Source organism: Flavobacterium sp. 38-13 (genome assembly GCF_001899155.1).
In the GTDB taxonomy this organism is placed as follows: domain Bacteria; phylum Bacteroidota; class Bacteroidia; order Flavobacteriales; family Flavobacteriaceae; genus Flavobacterium; species Flavobacterium lindanitolerans.
In genome coordinates, this window is sequence record NZ_MKVG01000018.1 from 148014 (window position 1) to 167331 (window position 19318).

A 19318-nucleotide genomic window follows, 5' to 3' on the forward strand; every position below is an offset into this window, starting at 1 on the left:
ACTTGAAAACTAACTATACTAAAGGCATTGCCTGTAACTTGAAAATTAGCTTTTGGCTGATTTCGATTTTTTTTAGTGTAACGATACAAGCACAAGAAGACGAGGAAGTTCAGGATACTACCAAAACAGGGTATTCCGTTGGAAGAGTAGAATTGAAAAATCCCCCTAGTATTATAGAGGCATATACCTATGACCCCATAACAGACCGTTATATTTATACGAATACCGTAAATGGTTTTAATATAAATTATCCTGTAGTTCTTACACCGCAGGAATATGAGGAATTGGTGCTTAGGGAATCAATGCGAAAGTATTTTAAGGAAAAATCAGATGCGATAGAAGGTAAAAAAGATGGTAGTGATGCCAAGAAAAAAGACCTTTTGCCGCGATATTATGTCAATTCCAGTTTCTTTGAAACCATTTTTGGTAGTAATACCATCGACATCAAACCAACAGGTTCTGTCGAAATGGATTTGGGAATCCGACATACAAAACAAGACAACCCTGCGTTATCGCCAAGAAACAGAAGTACAACCACTTTTGATTTTGACCAGAGAATCAGTATGAGCCTTATGGGGAAAGTTGGAACGAGGCTGAATGTCAATGCTAACTATGACACCGAGTCTACCTTTGCTTTCCAAAACCTGATAAAGTTGGAATATACGCCTACGGAAGATGATATCATTCAAAAGATTGAAGTCGGAAACGTAAGCTTGCCGTTAAACAGTACGCTGATTCGTGGTGCGCAAAGCCTTTTTGGGGTTAAGGCGCAATTCCAGTTTGGAAAAACAACCATTACGGGAATCTTCTCAGAGCAGAAATCCCAAACCAAAACAGTTACGGCCCAGGGCGGAGGAACAGTGCAGGAATTCGAATTGTTTGCATTGGATTATGATGCAGACAGGCATTTCTTCCTTTCACAATACTTCAGAAACCAATACGACAGATCGCTCCGAAACTATCCGTTGATTGATAGCCGTGTTCAGATTACCAGAATAGAGGTTTGGGTAACCAATCGCCAGAACAGGGTCAGCACAACAGACAATAACCTAAGAAATATTATCGCAATTCAGGATTTGGGAGAAGCACAACTCACGGGTCAGGATGATAATGAAGTAGTATCGGCGAACCCAATTCCGGGAGGCTTCTTTACAGCTCCGGCCAATACGCCTTCAAAAAACTCAAACAACCGATATGATCCTGCCAAAATAGGAACAACCGGTGTGCTGAATCCGTCAATTCGTGAAATTGCAACGGCAAGCTCCGGGTTTACAGGTATTACGGTAAGTGAAGGAACGGACTATTCTAAATTGGAAAATGCCAGAAAATTATCATGGCCAAGCGACTATTCCTACCATCCGCAGTTGGGATATATTTCCCTGACACAGCGTCTTACCAATGATGAGGTATTGGCAGTTGCCTACCAATATACCATAGGTGACCAGGTGTATCAGGTTGGGGAATTTGGTACTGATGGAGTCGATGCAACACAAGTAAGCAACGGTATTCCAACTACCCAAAGCTTAATCCTGAAAATGCTGAAAAGTAACCTGACCAACGTCAATAAGCCGGTTTGGAACCTGATGATGAAAAACGTTTATGCTCTGCCTGGAGCCTATCAATTGGAGCAGGAAGATTTCAAGCTGAACATCATGTACACGGATCCGTCGCCATTAAACTATATCACACCGGCTGCGCCTTCGGCTGCCAACCCATTACCGCCTGATGTGGAACAAACACCTTTATTGCGTGTTTTCAATATGGACAGGCTGAATTATACCAATGACCCGCAGCCTAACGGTGACGGTTTCTTCGATTTTATACCGGGATTAACGGTTGATAAACAAAACGGAAGAATCATCTTTACAACCGTAGAACCTTTCGGGGAACACCTTTTCAACAAATTAAGAACAAGCCCGACTCAGGACTATGATGCCCCGGCTGCAGGTAACTATAACGGAAACCAGAATAAATACGTTTACAGAACGATGTATCGCAGCACACAAGCGGCGGCACTTCAGGACAGTGATAAAAACAAGTTCCAGTTAAAAGGAAAATTCAAGTCAACAAGCGGAGACGGAATTGCAATTGGTGCATTTAACGTTCCTCAAGGTTCGGTTACGGTAACTGCCGGCGGACGAGTTTTGGTAGAAGGTGTTGATTATACCGTCAATTACCAGTTAGGAAGAGTTAATATTATGGATGCTTCCTTACAGGCTTCCGGAACACCAATCGAAATCTCGTTGGAAAACAACTCGGTTTTCGGACAACAAACGCGAAGATTTTTCGGGGTTAACGTTGAACATAAATTTAATGATAAGTTTATCGTTGGGGCTACATTGTTAAAAATGAGCGAAAGGCCGTTTACCCAAAAATCAAATTACGGACAGGAATCGGTAAATAATACCATCATAGGTTTGAATACCAACTTCTCAACAGAAGTTCCTTTCTTAACAAGGTTAGTAAACAAACTTCCTAATATTGATACTGACGTTCCTTCTAATATCTCTTTCAGGGGAGAGGTGGCTTACTTAAAACCGGATACTCCAAAAGCGGATAGATTTCAGGGTGAATCTACGGTTTATGTAGACGACTTTGAAGGTTCACAGACCACTATCGATATGCGTTCTCCGTTTGCCTGGAGTCTTTCCAGCGTACCGGAAAAACCAACGGTAAGTGATTATAATGACTTTGGAGGTTCTTTGACTACATTGAATTATGGTTACAAGCGAGCAAAACTAGCCTGGTATTCTATTGATCCTACTTTCTATGTGCAAAGGCCGGGCGGTGTTTCTGAAGACGACCTGAAGCTTTACAGTACAAGAAGAATCTATAGCAGAGAATTATTCCCTGTCACAGATATTGCTGTAGGTCAGCAAACAGTTATCAATACTTTAGATTTGACCTATTTCCCTCGTGAAAGAGGTCCGTATAACTTTAACCCGTTGGCACAGGCTACAAACAGCTTTACGCCGGAACAGGCGGTTGACAACTTTGGTGGTATCATGAGAGCTATCAACTCCACCAACTTCGAACAGTCAAACGTAGAATACATTCAGTTCTGGATGTTGGACCCGTATTACAATGACCAAAGAGGTTCTGCCAATACAGCAAATACAGGAAAACTATATTTTAACCTTGGGGAAATTTCAGAAGATGTCCTGAAAGATGGAAGAAAACAATACGAAAACGGACTTCCGGGCGCAGGTTCAACACAGCCTACATTTACAACTATCTGGGGTAAAATTCCAATCTCGCAATCTTTGATTTATGCATTTGATACCAATGGAGGTAACAGGCAGTTTCAGGATGTGGGTCTTGACGGTCTGAATGATGCAGAAGAAGCCGCACAGTTCCCTGGCTTTGCTTCACAACCTGACCCTGCTGCAGATAACTACCAGTATTTCCTTAGCGCATCCGGAGATGTTATTCAACGTTATAAAAATTATAACGGTTTGCAAGGAAACTCTCCTGTTGATGTAGGTGATACTAACAGAGGAGCAACAACTTTGCCGGATACAGAAGATATCAACAGAGATAATACAATGAACGAAATCAATGCTTATTATGAATATGGCATTGACATAAGACCAAACATGGTAGTTGGGTCAAACCCGTATATTACGGATATCAGAGAAACAATAGCAAGCATCCCCGGACAGGAGACTACCGGAGCTCGTTGGATTCAATTCAAGATTCCGGTTTCACAACCGCAGAATACAGTTGGAAGTATTTCCGATTTCAGATCGATTCGTTTTATGAGAATGTTCGTAACTGGTTTCAACGATCAGATTACACTTCGTTTCGGAGCATTGGAATTAGTGCGTGGCGAATGGAGAAGATATGTGAAAAGTCTTGATCCGAACGAACAGGATGACGATATTAACAATGCAGATGATACGGCTTTGGATGTATTGGCAGTTAACGTTCAGGAAAACGGTGACCGTTCACCAATTAAGTACGTAACACCTCCGGGAGTTGTTAGAGAGCAATTGTATAACAGTAATACGATTATAAACCAAAACGAGCAGTCACTTTCTTTGAGAGTTACAAAAGCGAATCCGTCACTTCCGGGACTTGGAGGTCTGGAGCCTGGTGATTCAAGAGCGGTATTTAAAAATGTAAGTGTGGATATGCGTCAGTTCAAGAAGCTGAAAATGTTCCTGCACGCAGAAGCATTGCCGGTACCTACAGACATACAGCCTTTGGCAGACGACCAGATGGTTGCATTCATCCGATTTGGTAATGACTTTACGCAAAATTTCTATCAGGTAGAGATTCCGTTAAAGGTAACACAACAAAGCGCAGCTGTGACAGCAGAGCAGGTGTGGCCGGAAGCAAACCAGATAGATCTGGCATTGTCATTGCTGACCAAGCTGAAGATTTTGGCTATGGATCCGAACAATGCATTGCTGGTGGAAGATGCTTTGGGTGTAAAATATGTAGATGATTTCGTTTTAGATCCGTCACTGGCAGGAAGAATCAATCCATTACGATTAGGTATCAAAGGTAATCCGAACTTTGGTTTGGTAAGAACACTGATGGTAGGTTTGAAAAACCGCCATACAGATGACATCCGTGGAGAAGTTTGGTTCAACGAACTTCGTCTTGCCGATATGGATAATAAAGGCGGAATGGCAGCCATTGCCAGCTTGGATAGTAACCTGGCTGATTTTGCAACGGTTTCCGCAACCGGAAGAATGAGTACGCAGGGCTTTGGTTCTTTAGAGCAGGGACCTAATGAAAGAAGCCGCGAAGATATCAAGCAATATGACATCGTAACCAATGTCAACTTAGGAAAATTATTGCCTAAAAAATGGGGAGTTAACCTTCCGTTCAATTATGCTATTGGCGAAGAAAAAATTACTCCAGAATACGATCCGTTCAACCAGGATATCCGTTTGGACCAATTGTTAGACAATACGGCCGATGCTGCTGCAAGAAATAATATTGAAAGCAGGGCAGTAGACTATACGAAGAGAAAAAGTATCAACTTTATAGGAGTCAAAAAAGAAAGAGGTGCAGAACAGAAACCGCATTTCTATGACCCGGAAAACCTTACTTTGTCGTATTCGTTTAATGAAACAGAACACCATAATTATGAAATTGAAAGCTTGCTTGACCAGCAGGTAAAAGCTTCTGTGGATTATACTTTTGCGTTCCAGCCTAAAGCGGTAGAACCATTCAAAAACACGAAGTTTATGAAGAAAAGCCAGTATTGGAAACTGTTGAGTGATTTCAACTTCAACTACCTGCCATCTTCGATTTCTTTCAGTTCCAATATTATGAGGCAATATAACAGACAGGAATATCGTGACGTGGATATTCAGGGAATTGGATTGTCACCATTATACAGAAGAAATTATATGTTCAACTACCAATACGGTTTCAACTATAATCTGACAAGAGCATTAAAAATAAATTATACGGCATCTACCAATAACATTGTAAGAAACTATCTGGATGAATTTGGTGTTCCAATGGAAGACTTTACGATTTGGGATGATTTCTGGAACATTGGAGAAGCAAACCAGCACATGCAGCAGCTTGTGGTTAACTATGACCTGCCATTGAACAAGATTCCGGCATTAGGATTTATTAAGTCAACCTATTCCTATACGGGAGACTACAGCTGGCAACGTGCAACAGATGCATTGGCATCTGTAACTACAGAAGATGGTACATTCAGTCTTGGAAATACAATTCAAAACAATGGTTCGCACCGATTAAATACTTCATTGAACATGGATGTTCTTTATAAGTATATAGGATTGGGCAAAAAACCAAAAGTAGCGACAAGACCAACAACTCAGGCACCACCAAAGCCAGGAGAAAAAATTACGAATGCCAACAAACCGCAAACTTCAGGAAGTAATGTATTCCTGGATGGATTGGTAGGAGTTCTTACCAGCGTTAAAAACGTTCAGATTAATTATACCCAAAATGAAGGTACGGTCTTGCCGGGATTCATACCGGGTGTAGGTTTCTTTGGAACTACAAAACCGTCTTTAGGATTCGTTTTGGGAAGCCAGGCAGACATACGTTATGAAGCGGCAAAAAGAGGTTGGTTGACAAACTATGAGGATTTCAACCAGAACTTTACACAGACTTCTTCTAAAGTATTGAACATGACTGCTAATGTGGATTTGTTTCCTGACTTTAAGATTGATTTGACGGCAGACCGTTCTTATACCGAAAACTTCTCAGAACAATTTGATGCGGCTGATGGAATTTACCATTCGCGTTCGCCATACAACTATGGAAACTTCTCGATTTCGACGGTAATGATTAAAACGGCATTTGGCAAAAGTGATGAAAACTCATCGGCAGCTTTTGATGATTTCAGAAGTAACAGATTGACCGTAGCAGATCGTTTGGCGACCAGCTATTATGGAACTACAGAATTCCCTAGAACTTCTGACGGTTTCCCTGTTGGATTCGGAAAAAACAGCCAGTCAGTATTATTGCCATCGTTCCTTGCAGCCTATACGGGAGCAGATGCAGGAGGAGTTAAATTAGGGCCTTTTAGAGATGTGCCAATTCCAAACTGGAATGTAAAATATAACGGTTTGATGCGCTATAAGTTCTTTAAAGACCGATTCAAACGTTTCTCATTACAGCACGGATATAGAGCGTCCTATACGATCAACTCATTCCGTTCTAATTTTGAATACGACCAAAACCGTGATGCGGTTGATGCAAGCGGTAACCTGTTAAGTAAGACAATTATCTCAAACGTTAACCTTGTAGAGCAATTCAATCCTTTGGTTAGAGTAGACTTTGAGATGAAAAATTCATTCAAGGTATTGGCTGAGGTTAAGAAAGACAGAACGCTATCGATGAGTTTTGACAACAACCTTCTTACAGAAGTAAGAGGAATGGAGTATATCGTAGGTTTGGGCTACCGTTTCAAAGATGTGGTAATCACATCCAGATTGGCAGACAACCCAACAAACACTATCCGAAGCGATATAAACCTTAAAGCAGATTTTTCTTTGAGAAAGGCAAACACAATTGTGAGATATCTGGATTATGATAACAATCAGTTGGCAGGTGGTCAGAACATCTGGTCTGTAAAGTTGACGGCAGATTATGCATTCAGCAAAAACCTGACAGCAATATTCTATTACGATCATTCTTTCTCTAAAGCAGTGATCTCCACATCATTCCCATTGACGAATATCCGTACCGGTTTCACGCTGCGCTATAACTTTGGAAATTAATTCGGAAAACATTTTAAAAATATATAAGTTAATAATACATTTGCCCAAAACAACAAACAATGAATATACCAGCAAATTTAAAGTATACGAAAGACCACGAATGGGTTAGCATAGATGGCGATGTTGCAACTGTAGGAATTACAGATTTTGCACAAAAAGAATTAGGAGATATCGTTTATGTAGAAGTTGAAACTTTAGACCAGACTCTTGATAAAGATGAAGTGTTTGGTACAGTAGAAGCCGTAAAAACAGTATCAGATTTATTCTTGCCGCTTTCAGGTGAAATTATTGAATTCAATGATACTCTCGAATCATCTCCGGAAAAAGTAAATACAGATCCGTATGGTGAAGGATGGATGGTGAAAGTAAAAATAGCTGATGCTTCTGAAGTAGAAGGATTATTGGATAGCGAAGCTTATAAAAACCTAATTGGAGCCTAACAAAAAAAGAATACTGTTTCTTGCCCTGGCGGTTTTTTGGACGATTTCCATTACAATTGCCTGTTTGGTAAGCATGTCAGAAGTTCCTGTCGTTAATGTAGACCAGGCCGATAAGATTGTGCATTTGTGTTTTTATGCTGTTTTTTCAATTCTTTGGTTTTTGTACCTAAGGACAAAAATCAGAAATACAAAAAAACTCTTTCTGTTTGTGTTTTTTCTTTCGGTTCTGTTTGGAATCCTGATTGAAATATGCCAGTCGCTTTTTACGGTAAGCCGGCAGGCAGACTTGAAAGATGTTATTGCTAATACGATTGGCGCACTCCTGGGATTGGCACTAATGGCAGTTTACAATAAAAGATTTAAAAATTAATCTGAAAATATCCCGCTTCGGTGGGATTTTTTTATTTTTATCATATGGATATCAAGCAATATTTAGATTCGACCTATTTAAAGACGCCGCAACAGGCAGGAATCAGTGAGGCAGAAAACGAAAAAATTGTCAGAAGCTTTGTTCAGGAAGCCATTGACGAAGGTTTTAAACTGATTATGATCCGTCCGGATATGGTGCATATGGCAAAACAAATGATTCTGAAAGCAGGCTCAAAAGTTTTGGTAGGAACCGTTATCGGATTTCCGGAAGGGAATTATTCTTTGGAGCATAAATTAGAAGAAGCCGAGAAAGCAATCAAAGACGGTGCTGATGAACTGGATTTTGTTTGCGATTATGAAGCGTTTAAAAGAGGCGATCTGGATTTGGTAAAAAAAGAAATCCTGAAAGGAACCCAATTGGGATTGTCCAATCATAAAGTGGTAAAATGGATCATAGAGGTTGCGGCCCTGAATAGCCAGCAGATCATGCACCTGTCCTGTCTTGTGAAAAATGTGGTCATCTCTAATTTTGCTGAAGACAATTACGCGTCGGTTTTTGTTAAATCGTCTACCGGATTTTATAAAACGGAGGATGGGCTTCCAAACGGCGCTACAGTTCCATCAATAATCATGATGTTGGAAAATGCATCACCACTTCCGGTTAAGGCGGCAGGCGGTGTCAGGACTTTTGAGGAAGCAAAGGAAATGATTCGCTTAGGAGTCAGAAGAATCGGAACTTCTTCCGCTAAAGCAATTGCAAACGGAGAAGCGGCAAATAACGATTACTAAAATCAGCAGGTCAATACATGAAAAAACTCCTAAAAATTGCCATCTTGCTTTTGTCTGTACATTCATGGGCGCAGAGTAACCGGGAAAGAGAGCAATTTCCTGTTTTTCCTAAATGCGAAGGACAACAGTCTGAAAATCTGGAAGCCTGTTTTTATAACGAGCTTCAGGATTTCGTGTTTGCCAATTTCAAAGTGCCGCAGGAAACAACAGATAAAAATTACAAAGGCAGGGTAATCGTACTTTTTGAAGTCGATACGGCCGGAGTTTTTAAAGTACAGTATGTGGATGCTGTTGATGCTTCACTGGCTGAAGAAAGTAAAAGGGTTTTTGGTCTCTTGCCAAAGATAAAACCAGCCACTTATAATGGTAATCCAACCTATGCGAAATACACAATCAGCATTAACATTCCTTTGGAAAAACAGGCGGCTGTTGTGGCAGAAGCTAAAAAGGAAAAAATAAATGCTGTTATAAAAGACAGAAGCAGGGAACTGACGGAATTTGATAGCATTGTTTACAAAAAGTTTGATAATCCCCAGCTTAAAAGCCATCTGAATATTCCATTTTCACACAGCCTTTATGCTCAGTTTGACAGAGCTTTGAATCAGGTGGGAAGCAATAATCATACAGCTTCCAAACCTTATACTTATGCGGAAGTGTCCAGATATTATGATTTGGAACAAGCTAACAAAATGATTCAGAAAAACAAACAGGGTTGGTGGGGACGAAAACTCTGGAACGAAAATCTTGTGGCGATTCAGGGAGATAGCTATTGGTTCACGATGAACCCGATTTTGGATTTGCGAATGGGGAAAAGTGATCCGGGCAAAGCAGATTATACATATCAGAATACCCGGGGTGTTCAGGTTCAGGGAGAAATTGGTAAAGAGCTAAGCTTTACTGCATCCATATATGAAAGTCAGGGGCGTTTCGCAGATTACTACAACAGATATGCCGAATCCATCAAGCCGTCAGGCGGTAATCCGGCAGTTATTCCCGGGATAGGAATTGCGAAGCGATTTAAGGAAGATGCCTATGATTTTCCAATGGCAGAGGCTAATATATCCTATACTCCGAGTCAATTCATTAACCTGCAATTGGGCTATGGAAGGAATTTTTTAGGTGATGGATACCGCTCTTTATTGCAAGGCGATGGAACAAGTCCGTATCCCTTCTTTAAAATCAATACCAATTTCTGGAAAATTAAATACACAAATACTTATATGTGGCTGAAAGACGTAAGGCCGGAAGTTACAGAAGACAATACCTACGCTACAAAATTCATGGCAAACCACTACCTGAGCTGGAATGTCACAAAAAGATGGAATCTCGGTTTTTTCGAATCTGTAGTATGGGCTAACCAGAACAATCGCGGTTTTGATGCCAGTTTCATTAATCCGATTATATTTTACAGAGCTGTAGAATTTTCATCATCTTCAAAAAGTGGTAATGCTCTTTTGGGTCTTACCACAAAGTATAAATTCAGCAACCAGATCCAGTTGTATGGGCAATTCTTATTGGATGAATTTTCCATTGCCGATATGAAAGCCGGGGATCAAAGCTGGAAAAATAAATTCGGATACCAGCTTGGGGCAAAATATTTTGATGCTTTTAATATTGATAACCTGTTGTTGCAATTGGAGTACAATCATGTGCGTCCATACGTTTATGCTCATAGCAATCCTTTAACCAATTATGCGCATAGCAACCAGAGTATGGGTCACCAATGGGGAGGTAACTTTAAAGAATTTATAGCCGTAGCCAGATATTTTAAAGGAAGATGGTTTGCCGATGCGAAACTTACCTACGGAAAAAGAGGGCTTGATTTCGATACGGAAGAAAATAGCTTTAATTACGGAGGCAATATCTATAAAAATTATGGAGAAGGAAGACCTTTTGATACCGGTGTTAAAACAGGTCAGGGAAATGAAACCACAATTCTTATTGCCGATTTACAGGCAGGCTACCTGGTTAATCCGGCCACAAACCTGAAATTTTTTGCGGGACTGATTTACAGAAACTTTAATCCGAATGTAGATACCCCAACAGCTTTTAAAGAAGATACGACATGGTTTTCAATAGGTTTAAGAGCCGATCTTTTTAACTGGTATTTTGATTATTAATTCGGTTTTCGCTAAACCTGCGTTTTTTGTGATTTGTTTTTTGTGATTTTCTTTCCGAACCAGTATCTTTGCGCAAGATTTCAAAATCCAAATGAAAGCAGCATTGAGCACTACAGCAAATAACTTCTCTTTAAAATCCCTGTATATTGATTTCAGAGAAATCACCAAGGCAAGATTGGCGGTTAGCGTAGTTTTTTCTTCTATAGCCGGCTACCTGCTGGGCTTTGATGATGCGCATCCATTCAAATGGCTCACTTTGTTTATGCTTGCCGTTGGAGGCTACTGCATGGTGGGGGCGTCAAATGCTTTCAATCAAATTATAGAAAAAGATCTGGATGTTTTGATGGATAGGACCAAAAATCGTCCTGTGCCGTCCGGAAGAATGTCAGTAAACACGGCCTTTATTATTGCTTGTGTTCTGACAATAATCGGTTTGGTAATCCTTTACAATATCAATCCTAAAACCGCCATGTTTGGCGCAATTTCTATTTTTCTTTATACGAGCGTCTACACGCCGTTAAAAACCAAAACCCCATTATCTGTTTTTGTGGGAGCTTTTCCCGGAGCCATCCCTTTTATGTTAGGATGGGTTGCGGCTACAGATGATTTCGGAATCGAAGCAGGAACACTTTTCCTGATTCAGTTTTTCTGGCAATTCCCTCATTTTTGGGCTATTGGATGGTTTTTGTTTGATGACTACAAAAAAGCAGGATTCTTTATGCTCCCAACAGGAAAAAAAGATAAAACCACAGCAACCCAAATTATATTGTATACAGTCTGGGTGATTGTGGCCTCATTGCTTCCGGCATTCTTCCCGGTGATAGGGCTTGTTGGAAGTAAATTACAACTAAGTCCAATTGCAGCGGTTGTTGTATTGCTGTTAGGGCTTTGGATGTTGGTTTATGCAGTGAAATTGTATAAGTCCCGTGAAGCAAAAGCGGCACGAACACTAATGTTGGTGAGCGTGTCTTACATTACCCTGCTGCAGATTGTATATATAGCAGATAAATTTTTACGATAATGGAAATGACGATAAAAGGAATGACAGCTAACGAGCATAAGGAAAGAAAAGCAAGATCATACAAACTGATTTTGTGGTTTGCAATGATTAGCATGACAATGATGTTTGCCGGATTAACCAGTGCTTATGTTGTGAGTGCTTCAAGACCGGACTGGTTAAAAGATTTTGACCTGCCAAGTGCATTTTATGCCAGTACGGTTGTAATTGTAATCAGCAGTCTGACATTTCATTTTGCAAAAAAAGCAATTCAAAAAGATAACAGAAGCCTGACGACTTCGCTTTTGCTGGTGACTTTGGCGCTGGGATTGCTTTTCGTTTTTCTGCAGTTTGAAGGTTTTAACCAAATGATTGCTATGGGGCTTAATCCTACAGGACCAACAAGTACAGTAACTACTTCTTTTATCTATGTAGTCGTATTGGTTCACTTTGCCCACCTTTTTGGGGGTCTGATATCGCTTTTAATCATAATTTATAATCATTTTAAACAAAAATACAATTCAGGTCAAACCCTTGGAATAGAGCTAGGTGCGATGTTTTGGCACTTTCTGGACTTTCTGTGGTTGTATTTGTTTTTATTTTTATATTTCTTTAAATAAGAAAAAAACGTAAATTTGGGAACTTTTTAACTAAATAACTTTATGGGATCTACTGTTACTACTGCAAATAGTGAAGGTAAAATTTGGGGAGGCGGCAACGAGCCTATGGGAATTAATTATGGCAAAATGATGATGTGGTTTTTCATCGTGTCTGATGCCTTAACATTCTCTGGATTTCTTGCTGCATACGGTTTTTCAAGATATAAATTCATTGAAACTTGGCCTTTGGCGGATGAAGTTTTCAATCACTTTCCATTTATGCACGGTGTGGATGCTCCGATGTACTATGTGGCATTAATGACCTTTATTCTTATTTTCTCATCTGTAACGATGGTATTGGCAGTTGATGCCGGCCACCAGATGAAAAAACAAAAAGTTGCAATCTATATGTTCCTTACCATTATTGGCGGTGGAATCTTCTTGGGTTCTCAGGCTTGGGAATGGAAAAACTTCATCAAAGGAGAATATGGAGCTGTTGAAACTAAAGGAGGAAGCATTCTGCAGTTTGTAGATGCAACTACCGGAAAAAGAGTAAAGCTTTCTGATGTGGCAATTCCGCTTCATGAAGAAAGAGAGCAGTTGACAAGAAATAAAGGATTCTGGTTTTCAAAAGAAAGCACATTGCCAACTTATTCTGTAAACGAAGTAGTAGAAGGATTCAAGGCTAACCCTAATATATTGGTTAGAACTGAGGCGATTTACCACCCGTCTATGGCGAAAAATGTTGGAGTTCACCCTGAATTGAACAAATCAACTCACAAACACAAAACAATCTTAACAAGAGAAGAGTCTCTGAAAAGATTAGCTGATGTTCACTATGTTGTTGAAGGAGCTAACCTGATTAGAAACGAATACGGTCAAAAATTATTTGCTAACTTCTTTTTCTTTATCACTGGTTTTCACGGTTTCCACGTATTTACAGGGGTTTTAATCAACGTGTTGATTTTCCTTAATGTGGTTTTGGGAACTTATGAAAAAAGAAGAAGCTACGAAATGGTTGAGAAAGTTGGACTTTACTGGCACTTTGTCGATTTAGTTTGGGTATTTGTATTTACATTCTTCTACTTAGTTTAATTTTTTAGAGATTATTATTATGGCACACGCACACGAGCACGTTTCTAATACGAAAAGAATTTGGATGGTTTTTGGAATACTATCTGTTGTAACTATTATAGAAGTTGCATTTGGTATATACAAACCGGCTATTTTGCACGATACTTTGTTTCTTCAGATGAATCTGCTTAACTGGTTGTTCATTGGATTGACAATATATAAGGCATATTATATCGTTTGGGCATTCATGCACCTTGAAGGCGAGAAAAGTAATCTTAGGTGGAGTATTGTGGCACCTTTAGTATTCTTAATTATCTATTTAGTGTTCATCTTACTAGTTGAAGGTAATTATGTTTTTGATGTGTTCAAGAGTTCTCAGATAAAATGGAATTTTTAACAGCATATTAAATCACAAAAAAAGACGGTATTACACCGTCTTTTTTTATTTTTGCACTGCAATAACTTCTACATTACAATGAAAAAAAATATAGTCCTTTTCGTGCTGTTTATACTTCCAATCGTAGCTTATCTTTTCTTTGCTTCCGGTATTAACAGTTTCGCAAAACTTCCGACTATAACTGAAAAAATTCCCGACCTGAAATGGAAAACTGCCGATGGTCAAAGCATCACTCTTGATAATAAAATTACCATTTTAGGTTTTACAGGAAGTAAGGTGCTTTACAACGAAGGGAATTTTTTTAACCTGAACCAAAAAATTTACAATAAGAATAAAAACTTCAAGGATTTTCAGTTTGTCATGATCGCACCAAAAGGGAGCGAAGGCGAAGTGAAGGAACTGATGGAGAAACTCAAGCCGATTGCTGAAGATAAAGATATTTCAAAATGGATTTTTGTATTTGCTGCTCCGGAGGAAATCAGGGAATATTATTCGAAATTGAATCTGGTAGGACAGCTTGATGAAAATGCCGGAACAGCGAATGTCTATATCGTTGATAAGGCAAGGAACCTGAGAGGCAGAAAAGGAAAGAACCTGGAAGGTAAAGAAGAATATAAAGAAGGGTACAATACTATTTCTGCGGCCGATTTACATAACGAAATGAGTGATGATGTGAAAATCATCCTGTACGAATACAGGGCTGCCTTGAAAAAGAACAACCCTAAAACGGAAATGAAAAGAAAAATTTAATACGATGAAAAATAAATCATACATCGGAATTTCGTTTATTATTTTGGTTTTTGGAATCTATGCCATTCCAAAAATCATTGACAGGGTAAAAAATAATGATGTTTCTGTACAGGACAGATTAAACGTTCCGGCAAAGGAAAGAAAATCGGAAGAAGCTAAAAATCTGGTTAAGATTGGAAACGCTCCGCAATTTAGCCTCACAGACCAAAACGGGAAAACCATATCCAACAAAGATTATGAAGGAAAAGTTTATGTAGTAGAATTTTTCTTCTCTACCTGTCCGACTATCTGTCCTGTGATGAACCAAAACATGCGCATGATTGAAGATGAGTTTGGAAAGAATGAAAATTTCGGAATTGCTTCCTTTACTATAAACCCTGTAAACGATACGCCGGAAGTTTTAAAGGAGCATGCGAAACAATTGGGAGTAACTTCTCCTAACTGGCATTTCCTGACCGGCGACCAGGAGTATATTTATAAAATTGCCAATAAAGGATTCAATATTTATGCCGGCGAAAGTAAAAAAGAGGGCGATGCCGGATTTGAACATTCGGGTTACTTTGCCTTGGTTGATAAAAAAGGAAACATCCGAAGCAGAAAAGATAAATCAGGAAATCCTATCATATTCTATACGGGACTCAACTATAAAGACAAGGAAGGTTTTCAGGATGACCTGCAAGGGAAATACAAACCGGGCATTCATGCCATCAAAGAAGATATTGCAATTTTATTAGAAGAATAATTATGGATAACAATCTGAATGCTGTTGAACTGAAATATAGAAAGTGGATTATTGTTTTGTCAATAGCCGTCCCTCTTGTTGTAGCTATCCTTTTTGGCGTAAAACTAAAGGATTTTGGATATGACGTCAAACCGTTATCATTCCTGCCGCCAATTTATGCTGCTATCAACGGAATTACCGCAGTCCTTTTGGTTTCGGCTGTTATGGCAGTTAAGAACGGAAAAAGAAAATTGCATGAAAATTTAATGAAAACGGCTATCGCGTGCTCGGTAGCGTTTTTAGGGATGTATGTAGCCTACCATATGACTGCGGAAAGTACTCCTTACGGCGGCGAAGGAATATCCAGATACATTTACTTTTTTATATTGCTCACGCATATTCTTTTGTCGATAATCATTATTCCTTTTGTTCTTATAACCTATGTAAGAGCTTTGGCAGAACGATTCGATAAACACAGAAAACTGGCAAGAATAACCTATCCTATGTGGCTCTATGTGGCTGTCACCGGGGTTATAGTCTATCTAATGATTTCTCCTTATTATGCGCATTAAAAACCGCCTGAATAAAAATCTTTCGCTGAAATGGATGTTTCCGTTTTTAGCACTGTTTCTGCTTTCTTTAGATGCTAATGCGCAATGTGCCATGTGTCGTGCCGTTTTGGAAACGGAAGAAGGAGGAATCAAGGCCGAAGCGGTCAATGACGGAATAGTATATTTGATGGTGATTCCTTATATCCTGGTTGGTATTTTGGGATTTGCCATTTATAGAATGAAAACAAAAAAAAAGCCTGAATAATCAGGCTTTTTTTATTTCAATCCGTCTATACTGACGTCCACTTTTCCATTCACGGTAATAAATGCAATGATGGCCTTGTTAGTGAGCTGAATCTTTTTGAATTCGATTCCTTCAATATTGCCGTTCACAAAAACACCCGGCATAGGAGAATAATTCTTCAGATAATTCATCATATTCTTTTTGCCTTCCTCAAGATTAGGCTTGATAGAGTAGCGGCAGCTTTCCTGCATCTTTCTCAACACCATTCCGGAAGCCAGCCAGTTTGCCGTTCTGATAAGCTTGTCTTTAGTGTCCAGTACATAATCCAGCTGGTCAAAATAGATTTCTTTGGTCGCATCATTATATTGCGGATAGCCGGAAAGATAAATGGTTCCCGTAACCGAACCTAATAAATCCAGGGCAATAATCATTTTGTTGTTTTTTTGCCAGATGTCTACCTTTTTTACGGTCACTTTTCTTTTTCCGGAACCAAACTCCTGTCCCTGGAAATTTTTTGTCATCAATTTTGAAGCATCCTGATAGGTTGAGATAGCAGCAATATTAGCGGAAATATAATCCGGCATTTTGGTTACCGGTTTTAATACGATTTTATCCCTGTCGAGTTTGTTTTTTGGTTGTTGTCCTACGATGGTTTCCATGTTGCACTTCAATCCCATTTCAAAAGAAACCATGTCTTTCTGGAGCTTGGAATTGGTCGCATATAGTTCTATCGGCACAATGCGCAGCCAGGAATCATAGGTTTCGCTCATTTGAAATGGCGTACATATTTTTTCCAAAGCGTCTAACACGTTAGGCTTAAAATCCATTGACTTTTTAATCGCTTCATCCAGATTATTCTCTATTTTGGATTTGAAAAGGCGAATGGCAGGATTTATCAGGTAGGTAATGGCTACGTTTTTACCTGCAATTACAATAGTCGGGCTTTCGTTCCATTCCAATGACTTTATAGAAGTATCGGTGTTCATCTTCCAGTTGGTAAGCCCAACGTCGCTTATCAGTGTAATAACACCATTCATGTTGATTTCGCGCGTATCGTATAGTTTTATTCCTAACCTGTCAATACCGTATCGGTAATGGATGTTGATTTTTAAAGGAAGTACGGTCTTGATTTTTCCTTTCTCTTCGGAAATTTTTATGTCGCTCAGTTTCCAGACTTTCATCTGTATGTCGTCATCTTCAATGTTTTTATCTTCATAGATAACATCATTCAGCAACTTATTCGTCTGACTTTCGATGTCCTTCAGCTTTATTTTTACCGGAAGGTTGATAAATGATGTCGAGTTTTCATAAACCAGAGGCGAAGCATCGTCAGGTTCCGGTTTTAAAGCCTCTATTTTCTTTGTGGTGGCACAGCTGCTCACCAGTAGTAAGGTTAGTAATGAGATTGATAGGCTAAAATATTTACCCATGTCTTTAACGATTTAATTTCGAAGTAAATGTAAATTTATTTTTTAATATCTTTTCTAAAAAAATCTGTAACAGTTTCCCCATTTAAAAGTCTAATAATTTTATTAAGTGAGTAAAAAGGCTAAATTTGTATTGCAATAACTTGCCCATATTGTACGTAATTATTTATGAAAAAAACATTCGTCAGTAAAATTATTTTGATTTTTGCCTTGTTCTCAGGGCTCGCATCAAATGCTCAGGCAAAAAAATGGACTTTGCAGGAGTGCGTGCAATATGCATTAGATAACAATATTTCTATTAAACAAGCCGATTTAGACAGCCAGGTTGCTGAAATTGACAAAAAAGATGCCTTTGGGAATTTTTTGCCAAGCATTAACGGTAGTGCTGTCCATTCCTGGAACATTGGTCTGAACCAGAACATTACAACCGGTTTGCTTGAAAACCAGACGGTGCAGTTTACTTCTGCCGGACTAAATGCCAACATTGATATATACAGAGGCCTTCAAAACATAAACAGGATGAAGAAAGCCAGGCTTTCTATCATTGCAGCGCAATACAAGCTGTCTAAGATGAAAGACGATGTTTCCCTGAATGTAGCCAATGCCTTTTTACAGATTCTTTTCAATAAGGAAAACCTGAAAGTTCAGAAAGAACAACTGCAAAACAACGAAAAGCAAAAGGAAAGAACCAAAGCATTGGTTGATGCAGGTTCTGTTCCGAGAGGTGATTTGTTGGATATAGATGCTACAGTAGCCAGCAGTCAGCAGGCGGTAATCGTGGCAGAAAATACACTGCTTATCTCTAAATTGAGTCTGGCGCAGTTGCTGCAGATTGAAGATTTCCAGAATTTTGATATTCAGGACAACGACTATGAAGTAAGAGAAAGTGAAGTAATGCTGCAATCGCCTTCTGCCATCTTTGAAAAGGCAAAGGAAGAAAGAGCCGAACTTAAAATCGCCAAAGCAAATCTGGATATAGCAGAAAAAGACGTACAAATTGCAAGAGGTGCCTACCAGCCAAGTCTGCAAGGTTTTTATAGCTTTAGTACCAGGGCTTCCTATTCAGACAGAATTGTTGATTATAATCTTAATGCACAAAACCCTACAAGGGTGATAGGAGTTGTTGAAGGTACGAACCAGAATGTGGTTACACAAAATCTTTCTCCCATTTTAGGAAAACCGGCGCCTATTTTTGACCAGTTTAGCGATAATAAAGGACATTCTTTCGGTTTCCAATTGAATATTCCAATATTAAACGGATTATCTGCAAGAAACAATGTAGAACGTTCAAAGGTGGCTTTGGAACGCTCAAGAACATTATACAGCCAGCAGGAACTGGATTTGGAACGAAATGTTTATACGGCTTTTACAGATGCCAAAGGTGCCTTGAAATCATATGAATCGGCATTGGTGGCATTAGAAGCAAGAACAGAAGCGTTTAATTACGCAAAAGAAAAGTTTGAAGTCGGATTAATGAATGCTTTTGAGCTGAACCAGGCCCAGACACTGTATGTGAATGCGCAATCGGAAGTCCTGAGGACAAAATTCGATTATATCTTCAGAGTGAAAGTTTTAGAATTTTATTTCGGCATACCTATCCAAAAACAATAAGTTATT

The 19318-nt window shown here is 39.2% G+C and carries 15 protein-coding genes; 14 read left to right on the forward strand and 1 reads right to left on the reverse strand.

What is annotated here, in order from left to right; translation table 11 throughout:
- Positions 1-2: 2 nt before the first annotated feature.
- The 13 genes from sov to BGO88_RS13115 all read left to right on the forward strand — a co-directional run bounded on the left by sov (position 3) and on the right by BGO88_RS13115 (position 16295).
- Entirely contained in the window at positions 3-7223 is a 7221-nt protein-coding gene (gene sov, locus BGO88_RS13055; RefSeq protein WP_502686512.1) for a T9SS outer membrane translocon Sov/SprA, read from the forward strand.
- 59 nt (positions 7224-7282) lie between these two features.
- A complete protein-coding gene (gcvH, locus tag BGO88_RS13060) occupies positions 7283-7663 on the forward strand; it encodes a glycine cleavage system protein GcvH (protein ID WP_056068085.1) in 381 nt (126 codons plus the stop codon).
- Positions 7653-8033, forward strand: a complete 381-nt coding sequence (locus BGO88_RS13065; protein ID WP_286707140.1) for a VanZ family protein — start codon at positions 7653-7655, stop codon at positions 8031-8033. The genes gcvH and BGO88_RS13065 overlap by 11 nt, the downstream gene beginning before the upstream one ends.
- A 44-nt stretch (positions 8034-8077) precedes the next feature.
- Positions 8078-8821, forward strand: a complete 744-nt coding sequence (gene deoC, locus BGO88_RS13070; protein ID WP_056068088.1) for a deoxyribose-phosphate aldolase — start codon at positions 8078-8080, stop codon at positions 8819-8821.
- Positions 8822-8838: 17 nt separating this feature from the next.
- Positions 8839-10941, forward strand: coding sequence for a gliding motility outer membrane protein RemB (gene remB, locus BGO88_RS13075; protein WP_286707141.1), 2103 nt, complete (start codon positions 8839-8841; stop codon positions 10939-10941).
- Between the two features lie 103 nt (positions 10942-11044).
- Complete coding sequence (gene cyoE / locus BGO88_RS13080) at positions 11045-11962, forward strand: heme o synthase (protein ID WP_502686513.1); 918 nt, start codon at positions 11045-11047, stop codon at positions 11960-11962.
- Positions 11962-12558, forward strand: coding sequence for a cytochrome c oxidase subunit 3 (locus tag BGO88_RS13085; RefSeq protein ID WP_101471268.1), 597 nt, complete (start codon positions 11962-11964; stop codon positions 12556-12558). The genes cyoE and BGO88_RS13085 overlap by 1 nt, the downstream gene beginning before the upstream one ends.
- A gap of 42 nt (positions 12559-12600) precedes the next feature.
- Positions 12601-13632, forward strand: a complete 1032-nt coding sequence (locus BGO88_RS13090; RefSeq protein ID WP_277016583.1) for a cytochrome c oxidase subunit 3 — start codon at positions 12601-12603, stop codon at positions 13630-13632.
- A gap of 19 nt (positions 13633-13651) precedes the next feature.
- Positions 13652-14008: a cytochrome C oxidase subunit IV family protein gene (locus BGO88_RS13095; RefSeq protein ID WP_286707143.1), complete on the forward strand. Its 357-nt coding sequence runs from the start codon at positions 13652-13654 to the stop codon at positions 14006-14008.
- A 78-nt stretch (positions 14009-14086) separates the two neighbouring features.
- Positions 14087-14758, forward strand: a complete 672-nt coding sequence (locus tag BGO88_RS13100) for a hypothetical protein (RefSeq protein WP_277016581.1) — start codon at positions 14087-14089, stop codon at positions 14756-14758.
- A gap of 4 nt (positions 14759-14762) precedes the next feature.
- Entirely contained in the window at positions 14763-15500 is a 738-nt protein-coding gene (locus BGO88_RS13105; protein ID WP_286707144.1) for an SCO family protein, read from the forward strand.
- A 2-nt stretch (positions 15501-15502) separates the two neighbouring features.
- Positions 15503-16051 (forward strand): DUF420 domain-containing protein, encoded by a 549-nt coding sequence (locus tag BGO88_RS13110; protein ID WP_286707145.1) that lies wholly within the window; start codon positions 15503-15505, stop codon positions 16049-16051.
- Between the two features lie 34 nt (positions 16052-16085).
- Entirely contained in the window at positions 16086-16295 is a 210-nt protein-coding gene (locus BGO88_RS13115; RefSeq protein WP_502686514.1) for a CAMCR motif-containing small membrane protein, read from the forward strand.
- Between the two features lie 11 nt (positions 16296-16306).
- Here BGO88_RS13115 and BGO88_RS13120 read toward each other — a convergent pair whose 3' ends face one another.
- On the reverse strand, positions 16307-17704 hold the full coding sequence (locus BGO88_RS13120; protein WP_286707147.1) for a DUF4403 family protein: 1398 nt from the start codon (positions 17702-17704) through the stop codon (positions 16307-16309).
- A 165-nt stretch (positions 17705-17869) separates the two neighbouring features.
- Between BGO88_RS13120 and BGO88_RS13125 the strand changes: the two genes are divergently transcribed.
- Positions 17870-19312, forward strand: a complete 1443-nt coding sequence (locus tag BGO88_RS13125) for a TolC family protein (protein ID WP_056068114.1) — start codon at positions 17870-17872, stop codon at positions 19310-19312.
- Positions 19313-19318 lie beyond the last annotated feature (6 nt).